This is a genomic window from Pseudomonas sp. EMN2 (assembly GCF_009650555.1).
Classification (GTDB): Bacteria; Pseudomonadota; Gammaproteobacteria; order Pseudomonadales; family Pseudomonadaceae; genus Aquipseudomonas; species Aquipseudomonas sichuanensis.
Window position 1 is genome coordinate 24,976 of the sequence record NZ_VZZR01000040.1, and the last position, 13,670, is coordinate 38,645.

Consider the following 13,670-nt stretch of genomic DNA (forward strand, 5'->3'; position numbering starts at 1 on the left):
GCTGGCCCTGCAAGCCTCTGATTACTGGGCAGGTTGCAGGAAGGGGTTGCCCTTGTGCTGCAGGTACTGCTGGCCGAACCAGTACGAGGCGTAATCGGTGATATGGCCGATATCGCGGTACACCGGCACCCCGTCGATGGCCATCAGGCAGGCGCCGTCCCGGCACTGCGCATCCTTCGGATCAATGATGATCAGCTCTGGATAAGCCTGCTGCGCGGCCTTGAACAGCGCGGTGAGCTTGGGATCTTCAACGCCATCCCAAGGTTGCTGGTTGCAATGCGCGCTTTCGGCCGCGACGCCGAACATCCCGCGCAGTTTGATGTTGCGGTACACGCAGTTGTTGACGCTGGGCGGCATCAGTCTGTTGGCCTTGACGATCACCGGAATGGCACCGGCCTCGCGGATGGCCTGTAGCCCTTCAAGCAGCGCGGCCTTGAGCCGTTGGTTGGAGAGCGCTTCGGTACGCTCGTCTGCCAGGGCGGTGACTACCCTGTCGGTATTCACGTAGTTCTCCCAGATCTGGCCGATCATCACGTACTTGTACTGGTTCTGCTTGATCAGCTGGTAATAGTCGGCGCTGGCCGCATGGCAGGTGACGTACAGCTCCTTGAACTTGTACCAGTCGTACAGGTAGACGCCAGGCAAGGTCAGGCAGGCGGAGAAGGATTGCGCCATGACCGATATGTTCGCGTCCTTGGCCAGGGTATCGATGAAGCCCCACTCCTGGTTGGAGAACGAGTCGCCGATCAGCAGCGCCTTGGTTGGCGACTGTACGTCGCCCATGGCGCAACGCTCGTCCGAGCCATCGCGGGCACCTTCCAGGCATTTTTCACGGTGAGGCACTTCGGCGGCCTTGAGGCGGGTCAGGACGCCGTCGGTACCGTAGTCGAAGCGGGCGGGCCAACCGTCGGCCTTTTTCCCGGCGGCATGCAGTGCCGACAGGCCGATGGCCGGCACGATCAGCATCAGCACGAGGGTCTTGGTGAAGCCCAGGCGCGAGTGGCGCAGTGGTTTTTCCACCAGCAGGTAGGACAGCGTGGCCAGGGCGAAGGTGAGGGCGAAGTAGCTGGCGATGACCGTTGGGGTCTTTTCCATGCCCAGGTAGTTGACGGTGGCGATGATCGGCCAGTGCCACAGGTACAGTGAGTACGAGATCAAGCCGATCAAGACCACCGGCCTGGACGACAGCAGCCTGGAGGTGATGCTGGAGGGGCCGACGAACAGCAGCGCGGCGGTGGCCAGGCAGACCAGCAGCGCGTGATGGTCCGGGTAGCTTGCCACCGGGATGACTTGCAGGGCGGTCAGGACGATGACCAGCATCGCAACCAGTGCGATGGCCGAGGCCAGGACCTTGCCAGGCTGGTTCCTGCCGTTGCCCAGCACGGCGACGCAGGAACCGATCATCAGTTCGAAGATGCGTGCCGTGAAGAAGTAGTAGCCATGTCCATAGAAGGCCTTGGAAATATACAGGGCGGCGCCGAACGACAGCAGCGTCAACAGTACACAGGCATAGCCCAGCTGGCGTTTGCTCAGCGAGCGGTTCAGCAGCCACAGCCCCAGCGGCAGCACGATGTACCACTGCCACTCGATGGCCAGCGACCAGGTGTGCATGAGCAGCAGGGTCGCGGCGTCCGCCGTTGCATAGCCGCCCGTTGCCTTGCCGAAGTACTGGTTTGACAGCAGCAGGCTTGTGTACTTCTCGCTCTTCAGGAAATTGACATAGTCATCCGGCAGGTACAGGACGGTGGCCACTGCCAGGGTACCGACCAACAGGGCCAGCACCGCAGGCTGAAGCCGCCAGATCCGTCGCGCGTAGAACCCGGAGAAAGTGAACGTGCCTTTTTCCATCGACCTGAGGATGATCGAAGAGGTCAGGTAGCCGGAGATGACGAAGAAGATATCGACGCCGATGAACCCCGACGGGAACAGTGTGAGCCCGCCATGGAAGACCAGCACCAGCAGAACGGCAATTGCACGCAGTCCGTCGATGTCCGCTCGATAATCAACTGTTCTTGCGGTGCCTTGGGCCGGCTGGGTAGTCGTTGCACCGCTGGGCGGAAGAACGTTTGAAACATCGTGTGGCGTGAGCGGATAGCTTTTGTCGTTTGACACAGTGGTAGTCCTTAATTCCCTTCCAATCGCCTTCTGGATCCAGGCAGCACGCAACGTGCCTGCGAGTGGGCCCGCAGGGCACAACAGCTTCCATGGTGAACAGCGCAGGCGTCGCCCTGGGCAGGGGCCCCGGCCGCCGGCGCGTATCGTACAGGCCTTTTGCTAGTGCATTCCATTTCAATAGCTTGGCGAATGGGCGCGGGAGGCTACAGGTGCCGTAATGAGGAGCCGGGCGGCCTCCAGTGACCTGCCGAAAACCTGCCTCGGCACATCGGGGAACATTGTGAAAGCGCTGGTTACACAGCCGCGCTTCAGCGGCTGCTCCGCAGAGCCATAGTCGATGCAACGTGATGTGCTCTGGCAGAACCTGCCGGAGCGCCACTGGTCGCCTGAGGCAATGGAAGACTGGCAATCGCTTCAGGTGCGTACGATGATTTTCGTATTGACAGGGATGTACCATGCAAAAAGGCTTTAAAACAGTGAGGCGCGCGGTGATCGCAGCCCTCGAAGCAGGTGAGTACCTGCATGCGTCACGCGGCGATATCGAGGTGAAGAACCTGTTGGCGACTGGAGCGGTTACTGCGGCGCAGGTCATCGACGTCATCCGCGCCTGCAACGGCACCCATTACCGCAGCAGCCCCCATCACACCGTGGCATCGGTCGAAGTTCACCTGATCAGGTGGCACGGTTGGTACATCAAGTTCTATTTTCTCGAGCCAGACACCTGGTTCATCAGCGTTCATCAGTGAGTACCCAGGCAATGAAGATTCTTTTCGAAGGCGATATCGGCAAGGCGCTCTGCGAGCATTGCCAGGCAGTGGTAACCACGCGTTATCTGCGCCGAGACGTGCCGTTCAGCGATGGGCAGGGTTTGGCGCGAGACATCCTGGTGGGCGTGTGCGATGGCTGCGATACGGTGGTGGCCATCCCGCCTCAGTCCACCCCGGCAATCCGCGAGGCGCGCAAGCAGCAGCTCAAGTCGATCGAGGCGCGGCTGCCGGCGGTGTATCTCGATGTGCTCGACGCGGCAATGCAAGCGGTCAGCAGCGAGGCGGGGGCACACTTGCGCAAGCTGTTCCTCGCCCATTATTTCCATTGGCTGGTGCAGGCCCGCCAGGGGGCGGGTCTGCAACCCGGCCACGAGGCCTTCGTCCAGGCACTCGACGCGCAGCGGCGTCAGAGGGGGTTGCCGGCGTCCGGCGCCACGCGGCGGTTGTCGATGAAGGTCAACGTGCACATGGCCGAGGACTTCCTGACGCTGCTGGGGCAAACCCGGATGAGTCAGACCGAGCTGCTGAAGGCGGTGATCGCAAGAATCCAGGTGGATGTGCTCGAGGCGCGTGACCCGCAGGTGATCGAGGCGTTGCAGCGACTGACGCGGCTGGCGGGTTAGGTCGGGTCGGGCGCACCGGGCGGGCCTGATATCTCACATGTGAGGCTTGCGTAGCTCATGGTCCAGGCGTAACTTGCCTCACATGTGAGACAAGGACACCCCCTTCGATGACAGGCAAGAAAAGCTCCACCGACTACATGCGTGACATGCGCGCCCGGCTCAAGGCCGCGGGCCTGGTCAAGCGTGAGCTGTGGATCCTGCCCGAGCACGCCGCCGCCCTGCGCGGTATCGAGAAGGCTTTACGTCAGCCCCACGCGGGCAAACAGGTCAGAACGGAGGATTTCATGACCGAGCACACCCACTGGACGATCGAAACGCTGCACGGCGCCCTGCAAGGCCTGGACGAGGTGCGCGGCGGGTCGATCGGCCTGTCCCTGCAACAGGGCGCCGAGCCCAGCCTCAAGCTGGTGATGAACGAACTGGACGGCCTGCCGCTGTACATCGCCGTGGCCGGTGAGCAGATCCTGGTCGACACGCTGCTGGTGCAAGCCAGCCAGGTGAAAGACCGCGCTGCATTCAACGATGCAGTGCTGCGTACCCGCGACGTGTTCCCGCTGTCGTCCATCGGCCTGCACACGCTGCCCTCGGGCGAGTCGGTGTACACCATATTCGGCGCCCTGAGCGCGGCCTCGTCGCTGGACAACATCGTCCAGGAGATCCACACCCTGGCCGACAACGTCATCACCGCCGCCGAAGATTTCGAAGACTACTTCACCCACTGATTCCGGAGATTGCATCATGAGTTTGTTGAGAAAGATCGTCACCGCCCTGCGTGGCGGTGCTTCGGAAGTCGGTGAGGCGATCGTCGACTCCCAGGCCCTGCGCATCCTCGACCAGGAGATCCGCGACGCGGACAACAACCTGATCGATGCGCGCAACCAGTTGGTCAAGATCATGGCCAAGCACAAGACCGCGCAGCAGCGCATCACCGAGTTCGACAAGACCATCGGCGACTGGGAGCAGAAGGCCATTGCCGCGCTGGACAAGGGCGAGGAGGGCCTGGCCCACGAATGCGCGGCGCGCATCGCCGACCTGACCAACCAGCGTGACAGCGAGCAGGCGCTGGCCGACCAGTTCGGTGCGTCGGTGACGACCCTGACCGCCACCGTGAACAAGACCGAGGCGCAGATCAAGGGCCTCAAGCAACAGGTTGATCTGGTCAAGGCTCGCGAAAGCGTGCAGCGTGCCCAGGTCAGCGCGGCGTCGGCCACCGGCGGCGCCAATGGCAGCCTGGAAACGGCGGTCGGGTCGCTGGATCGTATCAAGAAGCGCCAGGCCGAGCGTGCCGCCGAGCTGGAAGCGGCGGCGGAGCTGGCGGGCAAGGCTGACGGCAGCGATCTGGAAGCACGCCTGAAGTCGGCTGGGATCGGCGCCAGCAACAGTGGTGCCGACGATGTGCTGGCACGTTTGAAGGCCAAGGCGGCCAAGCCGGCGCAGTGATTCGCTGAGTGGGCCGGCCTCATCGTGGGGCTGGTGCAAAAACCCTGCTGCAGACCCGTTGGCGGGGCATACGAAAAGCAGTATCGTGTCGCCCCCGCCAAAGGACTGCCGCGACCCAAGGGATTTTCAATGTCGCCTTCTGCCGACAGGCCCAGCCTGTTTGCTACAGCTCCAGTACTGGCTCCTGATCCGTCACCCTCTCACCCAGGAGATGCCCCGTGGGTTGGTTGAAACGCTTCATGGGCTTCGAAGCCCCCAAACCTGCCGCCAGCAGTCAGGCCCAAGGCAACCTGCCATTCGGCCTGGGCAGTGGGCGCATGCTCAAGCTCGATCGCTCACTCAAACTACTGCTCGACGGGCATTGCGAACTGGAGGTTCCCGAGCAGGAAGTGGTCTGGGCGATTGGTGAGGTTGACCTCGGCCAGTCTGTGCGCCTGGCGCGCTTCTATATGGAAAACGAGGACTACTGGCTGCAGGTGGTGATGAACGGCGCGTCCGCTGACGATGTCCGTGACATCATCCTGTTCGGTTACTACAGCGTGGTGCCGGTCACCAGCGACGCGGAGCTCAAGCGCCTGGTCGGCCCCGAGTCGAACATCGGCCTGCCGTACTACGAGCACGAAGGCTACGAGTTCGTTCGCCAGTGGGGCAGCGAAGAGGGGCAGACCGAGCTCACGCCGATCAGCGAGTGGGTCACCAGCCCCGAGACCAGCTACCGCATCCAGCACCTGTCGATGCTGTATGCCCGCGAAACCGGCCTGACCGATCGCCGCGAATTCCTCCTGCTGTCGGTGGAGGAAGACGAGGACGGCAATGTCAGCCTGACCACTTCGGTGGGTGTCACCCTGCAATCAACGGACTTCAACGTCATCTGACAAGGATTCACCATGCTCGACGCACTTCGCATGTCGCTCAACGCCCAGGCAGTGATCGGCTTCATTCTCTACATCAGCGTGGCGCTGGTGCTGTTCTGGCTGTTCCAGTTCATCTACACGCACCTCACCCCGCACCGCGAATTCGCCCTGATCCGCGACAATAACAGCGCCGCCGCTGTCGCCCTGGGCGGCGCGCTGATCGGCTTCTCGCTGCCGGCCAGCAACATCATCGCCTACAGCGTCGGCCTGCTCGACTTCGTGGTCTGGGTGGTGATCGCTGCCGTGGTGCAACTGCTGGCCTTCGCCATTACCAGCCTGGTGCTCAAGGGGTTGGCCAGCCGCATCGCCAAGGGCGAGATGGCCGCCGCGATCTACGCCGCCGCCGTGGCGATCAGCGTGGGCTTTCTCAATTCGGCCTGCATGACCCCGTCGGTCTGAGTCGTTTGCGCGCAAGGAGCCATACATGAGACGCAGTTCCGTCAAGCTGGTGCTGGCCAGTTCCCTGCCGCTGGCGCTCACCGCGTGCAGCGCGCCCGAGGAGACCTACACGGTCAGCAAGCGCAGCAACTACACCACCGTCCAGGCCTGTGTCGATGACAAGGTGCCGGTGGACGTGTGTTCCGATGCTTATATGGAGGCGTTGGCCGATCACCGTCGGGTCGCGCCGACCTATGGCGACAAGGCGGCGTGCGAGGCCGATTTCGTGCCGGACTACTGCCAGGTCACCAGCGACAACCGCTACATGCCGCGTCTTGGCGGTTTCGAGCTGGCGGTGTCGGGCGAGGTGAGCCAGTCGCAGGTCGACGCGGCCCGCACCCAGGTCGAGAGCAGTGGCCAGGCTGTCAGCGGTGGCAGCAACTTCAATGGCCTGCTCGCCGGCCTGCTGCTCGGCCAGGTGCTCAGCGGCGGTAATCGCCAGTACTACTCGCAGCCGGTCTACCAGTATCGCGACAGCCGCGGCGACTACCGCACCACCACCCTCGGCCAGCAGATCGACCAAGGCAAACGCTTCGAGCGCTCCGACCAGGCCCAGCAGAGCGGCGGCAGCTACAGCAGCTACTACTCCGGCAGCTCCAGCGCTAGCAGCTACAAGTCCAGAAACTCGACCCGCTCCAGCGTGTCCTCGTCGATCTCTCGTGGCGGCTTCGGCAGCCAGGCCACTGCGCGCAGCGGCTGGGGCGGCAAGAGCAGCGGCGGCTTCAGTTTCGGCGGTTGAGCATGCGCAAGGTCCACTGCGACGAACGCCCGGACTGGCGCACCACCGCCGAGCGCGAAGGCTTCGCCTTTCACACCATCGACGGCGAGCGCTACTGGGATGAGCGCGGTTACTACCAGTTCAGTGAGGCCCAGGTCAGCCGTGACCTGGAGGCGCCCACCCAGGAGCTGCACGCGATGTGCCTGGACGCGGTGGCGCGCATTGTCGACAGCGAAGCGCTGATGACCCGCCTGGCGATTGCGCCGGCGTTTTTCGACCTGGTGCGTCGTTCGTGGAAGGAGGGGCATCCGCACCTGTACGGGCGTTTCGACTTCAGCTACGACGGCACGGGCCCGGCCAAGCTGATCGAGGCCAACTACGACACGCCGACCTCGCTGTACGAGGCGGCGGCGTTCCAGCTGATCTGGCTTGAGCAGCAGATTGAGCGCGGCGTGCTGCCGGCCCATGCCAGCCAGTTCAACACCCTGGCTGAAGACCTGGTGCGGGCTTTTGCGGCCTTCGAATGTGAAAGCCCGTTCTACTTCTCGGCCATCGGCGGCTCGATCGAGGACCGTGGCACCACGGATTTCCTGCGCAAGATGGCCGGGCACGTGGGTATCAGCACCCGACATATCGACCTGGAGGATATCGGTCTGAACGGCGAGGGGCGTTTCGTCGACCTCGAAGGCCGACCCATCCCGCGCCTGTTCAAGCTGCACGCCTGGGAGCATATCTTCCACGAAGACTTCGGCCAGGCCATCGCCGGTTGTGATACCCAGTTCGTCGAGCCAGCGTGGAAGTCGCTGATTTCCAACAAGGGCATCCTGCCGTTGTTGTGGGAATGGCACGAGGGCCATCCGAACCTGTTGCCAGCCTTCCTCGACGAAGACCCCCGGCGGCCGGTGCCCAAGGGCTGGGTGCGCAAGCCGTATTTCTCCCGCGAGGGGGCCAATGTGGACATTCGCACCACCGATGACCAGCGGGTGTTCGAGGACGGGCCCTACGACGATGCACCGTATATCCTGCAAGGTTTCGCGCCTTTGCCGAAGTTCGGCGACAGCTACACCTTGATCGGTTCGTGGGTGGTCGGTGATCTGGCCTCGGGGATCGGCATTCGCGAAGACGACACCCTGATCACCAAGGACAGCTCGCGGTTCCTGCCGCATGTGGTCGTGGACTGACCGGCTGCGCTGTCGCGTAGAGAACTACGTAGCAAGCCTCGTCAACGGGGGAGCGGGCTGATCACAACGTTACGATTGCCCCGCCGATGATGGGCCCTCCAGTGGTCGGTTTCAGGACGCGCCGGGTCGCCCGCGCACAACCCCAAGGCCCCAGACCTGCCATGCTCAGAGGATGCCTTCGGACCGCGCGCACCTAGACGCCCGGCCGCCGGCAAGGAGGGTGCCCGGCACACTGCCACCGTGACGTGGCCGCGCACCGCAGCTGAACACCGCCGGGTACTGCTCGCATTTCGGGGTGGCCCGGGTTGCCGAGGTTTGCTGTATGCCTGATGAGTTGAACCACCTGCCCCTGATCCAGCGCGTCCTGGCCCGTGAGAAGGACACTCCCGGCGCCTTGCTGCCGATCCTTCACGCCATCCAGGCCGGCGTCGGCCATATCCCCGACATCGCCATCAATGAAATCGCCCATGCCCTCAACCTCAGCCTGGCCGAGGTGCGCGGGGTCATCAGCTTCTACCACGACTTTCGCACCACACCGCCTGCGCGGCACACGCTGCGCCTGTGCCGCGCCGAGTCCTGCCAGAGCCGCGGTGCCGAGGCGCTGGCCGCACAGTTGCGTGAACAGCTTGGCCTGGACGACCACGGCACCAGCGCAGACGGCGCGTTGAGCCTGCGCCCGGTCTACTGCCTGGGCGCTTGTGCCTGTTCACCGGCGCTCGAGCTCGATGGCCAGTTGCACGCACGGCTCACCCCCGAGCGCTTACGGGCGCTGGTGGATGGCTGCCGGGAGGAGGTGAAGGCATGTTGAACCTGTGCATTCCGTGTGATTCGGTGGCCCGCGCCGTCGGTGCCGATCAGGTGGCCGAGGCGCTGGCCCGCGAGGCTGAGCGCCGCCAGCTGCCGCTGCGCATCCAGCGCACCAGTTCGCGTGGCCTGTACTGGCTGGAGCCGTTGCTCGAGCTGGAAAGCGACGCCGGCCGCCTGGGTTTCGGGCCGGTCGCGGTCGAAGACGTGCCGGGCTTGCTCGACGCGCTGGCCACAGGCGAGCCAGGCCATGCCCTGGCACTGGGCCTGGTCGAGCAGATTCCTTACCTGAAAACCCAGCAACGCCTGCTGTTTGCCCGCGCGGGCATCACCCGGCCGCTGTCGCTGGACGACTACCACGCCAACGGCGGCTTCGAAGGCCTGCGCCGGGCAACGCTGATGGAGGGCGACGAGGTGGTCGCCGCCGTGCTTGAGTCCGGCCTGCGTGGCCGAGGTGGCGCGGCGTTCCCGGCGGGCATCAAGTGGCGCACCGTGCGCGAGGCCCAGGCCGCGCAGAAATACGTGGTGTGCAATGCCGACGAGGGTGACTCCGGCACCTTCGCCGATCGCATGCTGATGGAGGGCGACCCCTTCCTGCTGATCGAGGGCATGATCATCGCCGGGCTCGCCGTGGGGGCGAGCAAAGGCTACATCTATGTGCGCTCGGAGTACCCGGATGCCATCCGTACCCTGAACGAGGCGATCCTGCTGGCCCGCGAAGCCGGTTACCTTGACGTCGCCGGCAAAAGCGTGGCCTTCGACCTGCAGGTGCGGGTCGGTGCGGGCGCCTATATCTGCGGCGAGGAAACCGCGCTGCTCGAGTCCCTTGAAGGCAAGCGCGGCATCGTCCGCGCCAAGCCACCGCTGCCAGCGCTGGAGGGGCTGTTCGGCCTGCCGACACTGGTGCACAACGTGCTCACCCTGGCCTCGATCCCGATCATCCTGGCCAAGGGCGCGGCGTACTACCGCGACTTCGGCATGGGCCGCTCGCTGGGCACCCTGCCGTTCCAGCTGGCCGGCAATGTTCGCCACGGCGGCCTGGTGGAGCGGGCGTTCGGCCTCACGCTGCGCGAGCTGGTGGAAGGTTACGGCGGCGGTACCGCCAGCGGCCGGCCGATCAAGGCCGCGCAGGTCGGTGGCCCGCTGGGGGCCTGGGTGCCGCCAGCGCAGTTCGATACGCCGCTGGACTACGAAGCCTTTGTCGCCATCGGCGCGATGCTCGGCCACGGCGGCGTGGTGCTGGCCGATGACACCCTGAACATGGCTGGCATGGCGCGCTTCGCCCTGCAGTTCTGCGCCGAAGAGTCGTGCGGCAAGTGCACGCCGTGCCGGATCGGTTCGACCCGCGGCGTCGAGGTGATCGACCGTCTGATCGCCAGCACCGACCCGGCCTTGCGCGAACGCCAGGCCGGCCTGCTGCGCGACCTTTGTGACACCATGCAGTACGGTTCGCTGTGCGCCATGGGCGGGATGACCCCGTATCCCGTGGCCAGCGCCCTCAAGCACTTCCCCGCCGATTTCGGCCTGGAGGCCGCGCAATGATCAACTACTTCGACCCCAGCAGCGATATCGACCTGGGTACCCCCGAGCGCGTCAGCGACGTGCAGGTCAGCCTGGTCATCGATGGCCGTTCGATCAGCGTGCCCGCCGGCACCTCGGTGATGCGCGCCGCCGCGTTGCTCGGCACCAGCATCCCCAAGCTGTGTGCCACCGACAGCCTCGAAGCCTTCGGCTCGTGCCGCATGTGCATGGTCGAGATCGACGGCATGCGCGGCTACCCGGCGTCGTGCACCACGCCGGTCAACGAGGGCATGGTGGTGCGCACGCAAACCCCGCGCCTGGCCGACCTGCGGCGCAATGTGATGGAGCTGTACATTTCCGACCACCCGCTGGACTGCCTGACCTGCTCGGCCAACGGCAATTGCGAGCTGCAGACCGTCGCCGGCCAGGTCGGCCTGCGCGAGGTGCGCTACGGCTATGACGGCGACAACCACCTGAGTGAACAGAAGGACGTGTCCAACCCGTACTTCGACTACGAGCCCAGCAAGTGCATCGTCTGCAGCCGCTGCGTACGCGCCTGCGAAGACATCCAGGGCACCTTCGCCCTGACCATCACCGGGCGCGGTTTCGACTCGCGGGTGGCAGCCGCCGGTGGCGCCGATTTTCTCAGTTCCGAATGCGTCTCCTGCGGTGCCTGCGTGCAGGCCTGCCCGACCGCGACTCTCAGCGAGAAGAGCCTTGTTCAGCTCGGCCAGCCCGAGCGTGCGGTGATTACCACCTGCGCCTATTGCGGTGTGGGCTGCTCGTTCCGTGCCGAACTGAAGGGCGACCAGTTGGTGCGCATGGTCCCGGACAAGCAGGGCGGCGCCAACCACGGCCACGCCTGCGTCAAGGGGCGCTTCGCCTGGGGCTACGCCACTCACCCCGACCGCATCACCAAGCCGATGATCCGCAAACGCCTGGAGGATCCGTGGCAGGAGGTCAGCTGGGACGAGGCGGTGACCTATGCCGCCAGCGAGTTTCGCCGCATCCAGCTCAAGTACGGGCGCGATTCCATCGGCGGCATCACCTCCAGCCGCTGCACCAACGAAGAGGCGTACCTGGTGCAGAAGCTGGTGCGCACCGCATTCGGCAACAACAATGTCGACACCTGCGCGCGGGTCTGCCACTCACCGACCGGCTATGGCCTCAAGCAGACCCTCGGCGAATCCGCCGGCACCCAGAGTTTCGACTCGGTGATGCAGGCCGACGTGGTGCTGGTAATCGGTGCCAACCCCACCGACGCCCACCCGGTGTTCGGCTCGCAGCTCAAGCGCCGCTTGCGTCAGGGCGCGCGGCTGATCGTCATCGACCCGCGGCGCATCGACCTGGTCGACTCGCCCCACGCCCGTGCCGAACTGCACCTGCAACTGCGCCCGGGCACCAACGTGGCCATGCTCAACGCCCTGGCCCATGTGATCGTCAGCGAAGGCCTGCTTGACCAGCGCTTCATCGATGCTCGCTGCGAGACCGAGGACTTTGCCCGCTGGCGCGATTTCGTCGCCCAGCCCGACAACGCCCCGGAGTTGCTTGGCCCGGTGTGCGGCGTGCCCGCCGAACAGATCCGCGCCGCCGCCCGGCTGTACGCCACCGGTGGCAATGCAGCGATCTACTACGGCCTGGGCGTGACCGAGCACAGCCAGGGCAGCACCGCGGTGATGGGCATCGCCAACCTGGCCATGGCCACCGGCAACATCGGCCGTGAAGGGGTAGGGGTGAACCCGCTGCGCGGGCAGAACAACGTGCAGGGTTCCTGCGACATGGGCTCGTTCCCCCACGAGCTGCCCGGCTACCGGCATATCTCCAACGCCAGTGTGCGCAGCGAGTTCGAACAGGCCTGGGGCGTGACGCTGCAACCCGACCCTGGGCTGCGCATCCCCAACATGTTCGAGGCCGCGCTCGATGGCAGCTTCAAGGCGCTGTACTGCCAGGGTGAGGACATCGCCCAGAGCGACCCCAACACCCAGCACGTCACCGCGGCCTTGCTGGCGATGGAATGCGTGGTGGTGCAGGACATCTTCCTCAACGAAACGGCCAAGTTTGCCCATGTGTTCCTGCCGGGCAGTTCGTTCCTGGAAAAGGACGGGACCTTCACCAACGCCGAACGGCGCATCTCGCGGGTACGCAAGGTGATGGAGCCGCTGGCCGGCAAGGCAGACTGGGAAGCCACCATGGCCCTGGCCAACGCCCTGGGTTACCCGATGCAGTACCGCCACCCGTCCGAGATCATGGACGAAATTGCCCGCCTGACGCCGACTTTCCACCGCGTCAGCTACAGCGAGATCGACCGCCACGGCAGCCTGCAGTGGCCGTGCAACGACGCCGCGCCCGATGGCACCCCGACCATGCACATCGACCAGTTCGTGCGCGGCAAGGGCCGCTTCATGCTCACCGGTTATGTGCCCACCGACGAGAAGGTCAACAACCGCTACCCGCTGCTCTTGACCACCGGGCGCATCCTCAGCCAGTACAACGTCGGCGCGCAGACCCGGCGTACCGATAACGTCGCCTGGCACGCCGAGGACCGCCTGGAGATCCACCCCAGCGACGCCGGGAGCCGCGGCATCAACGACGGCGACTGGGTCGGCGTAGGCAGCCGTGCGGGGCAGAGCGTGCTGCGTGCCAGGGTCAGCGGGCGGGTGGCAGCGGGGGTGGTGTACACCACCTTCCACTTCCCCGAGTCCGGCGCCAACGTGATTACCACCGACAACTCCGACTGGGCCACCAACTGCCCCGAGTACAAAGTCACCGCAGTGGAGGTGGTCAAGGTGTTCCAGCCATCGGAATGGCAGAAGCGCTACCAGAGCTTCAGTGACGAACAGCGGCGCCTGCTCGACGAGCGACGTCAGGCGCAAGGCAAGGAAAAGGCAGAGGTGCGCCGATGAGCAGCGACAACCTGGTGAAGATGGCCAACCAGATCGCCCACTACTTCGACAGCGAGCCGGACCGGGATAAGGCAGTGCAGGGGGTAAGGCAGCACCTGCAGAGCTTCTGGACACCGGCGATGCGCAAGCAGTTGGGGGAGTGGATCGAGGCCCATGCGGGGGAAGGGCTTGATCCGAAAGTGCGGGAGGCACTGGCCTAGCGACTGATGGTGTGGCCGCATCGCGGGGCAAGCCCGCTCCCACACA

Annotated in this window: 13 protein-coding genes; 12 read left to right on the plus strand and 1 reads right to left on the minus strand. The window is 64.8% G+C overall.

Features of this window, described 5'->3' with window-relative positions; translation table 11 throughout:
- Nucleotides 1-21: 21 nt before the first annotated feature.
- Entirely contained in the window at nt 22-2,112 is a 2,091-nt protein-coding gene (locus F6X61_RS13755; protein ID WP_178125817.1) for an acyltransferase family protein, read from the minus strand.
- Between the two features lie 458 nt (nt 2,113-2,570).
- Between F6X61_RS13755 and F6X61_RS13760 the strand changes: the two genes are divergently transcribed.
- The 12 genes from F6X61_RS13760 (at nt 2,571) to F6X61_RS13815 (ending at nt 13,624) form a co-directional block, all read left to right on the plus strand.
- Nucleotides 2,571-2,861: a hypothetical protein gene (locus F6X61_RS13760; RefSeq protein WP_153787081.1), complete on the plus strand. Its 291-nt coding sequence runs from the start codon at nt 2,571-2,573 to the stop codon at nt 2,859-2,861.
- An 11-nt stretch (nt 2,862-2,872) separates the two neighbouring features.
- Nucleotides 2,873-3,505 carry a hypothetical protein gene (locus F6X61_RS13765; protein WP_153787082.1) on the plus strand — a complete coding sequence of 211 codons (633 nt, stop codon included), beginning with the start codon at nt 2,873-2,875 and terminating at the stop codon, nt 3,503-3,505.
- Nucleotides 3,506-3,612: 107 nt separating this feature from the next.
- Nucleotides 3,613-4,227, plus strand: coding sequence for a YjfI family protein (locus F6X61_RS13770; protein WP_153787083.1), 615 nt, complete (start codon nt 3,613-3,615; stop codon nt 4,225-4,227).
- Nucleotides 4,228-4,243: 16 nt separating this feature from the next.
- Complete coding sequence (locus F6X61_RS13775; protein ID WP_153787084.1) at nt 4,244-4,945, plus strand: PspA/IM30 family protein; 702 nt, start codon at nt 4,244-4,246, stop codon at nt 4,943-4,945.
- Between the two features lie 218 nt (nt 4,946-5,163).
- Complete coding sequence (locus F6X61_RS13780; protein ID WP_178125818.1) at nt 5,164-5,820, plus strand: DUF2491 family protein; 657 nt, start codon at nt 5,164-5,166, stop codon at nt 5,818-5,820.
- A gap of 12 nt (nt 5,821-5,832) precedes the next feature.
- A complete protein-coding gene (locus tag F6X61_RS13785) occupies nt 5,833-6,258 on the plus strand; it encodes a DUF350 domain-containing protein (RefSeq protein WP_153787085.1) in 426 nt (141 codons plus the stop codon).
- 25 nt (nt 6,259-6,283) lie between these two features.
- Entirely contained in the window at nt 6,284-7,036 is a 753-nt protein-coding gene (locus F6X61_RS13790; RefSeq protein ID WP_153787086.1) for a DUF1190 domain-containing protein, read from the plus strand.
- A 2-nt stretch (nt 7,037-7,038) separates the two neighbouring features.
- Nucleotides 7,039-8,196, plus strand: a complete 1,158-nt coding sequence (locus F6X61_RS13795; protein WP_153787087.1) for a glutathionylspermidine synthase family protein — start codon at nt 7,039-7,041, stop codon at nt 8,194-8,196.
- A 322-nt stretch (nt 8,197-8,518) separates the two neighbouring features.
- On the plus strand, nt 8,519-9,004 hold the full coding sequence (locus F6X61_RS13800; protein ID WP_153787088.1) for a formate dehydrogenase subunit gamma: 486 nt from the start codon (nt 8,519-8,521) through the stop codon (nt 9,002-9,004).
- On the plus strand, nt 8,998-10,542 hold the full coding sequence (locus F6X61_RS13805) for an NADH-quinone oxidoreductase subunit NuoF (protein WP_153787089.1): 1,545 nt from the start codon (nt 8,998-9,000) through the stop codon (nt 10,540-10,542). Before F6X61_RS13800 ends, F6X61_RS13805 begins: the two co-directional genes overlap by 7 nt.
- A complete protein-coding gene (gene fdhF / locus F6X61_RS13810; RefSeq protein ID WP_153787090.1) occupies nt 10,539-13,424 on the plus strand; it encodes a formate dehydrogenase subunit alpha in 2,886 nt (961 codons plus the stop codon). Before F6X61_RS13805 ends, fdhF begins: the two co-directional genes overlap by 4 nt.
- Complete coding sequence (locus tag F6X61_RS13815; RefSeq protein WP_110996091.1) at nt 13,421-13,624, plus strand: formate dehydrogenase subunit delta; 204 nt, start codon at nt 13,421-13,423, stop codon at nt 13,622-13,624. Before fdhF ends, F6X61_RS13815 begins: the two co-directional genes overlap by 4 nt.
- The last annotated feature ends 46 nt before the right edge of the window (nt 13,625-13,670 follow it).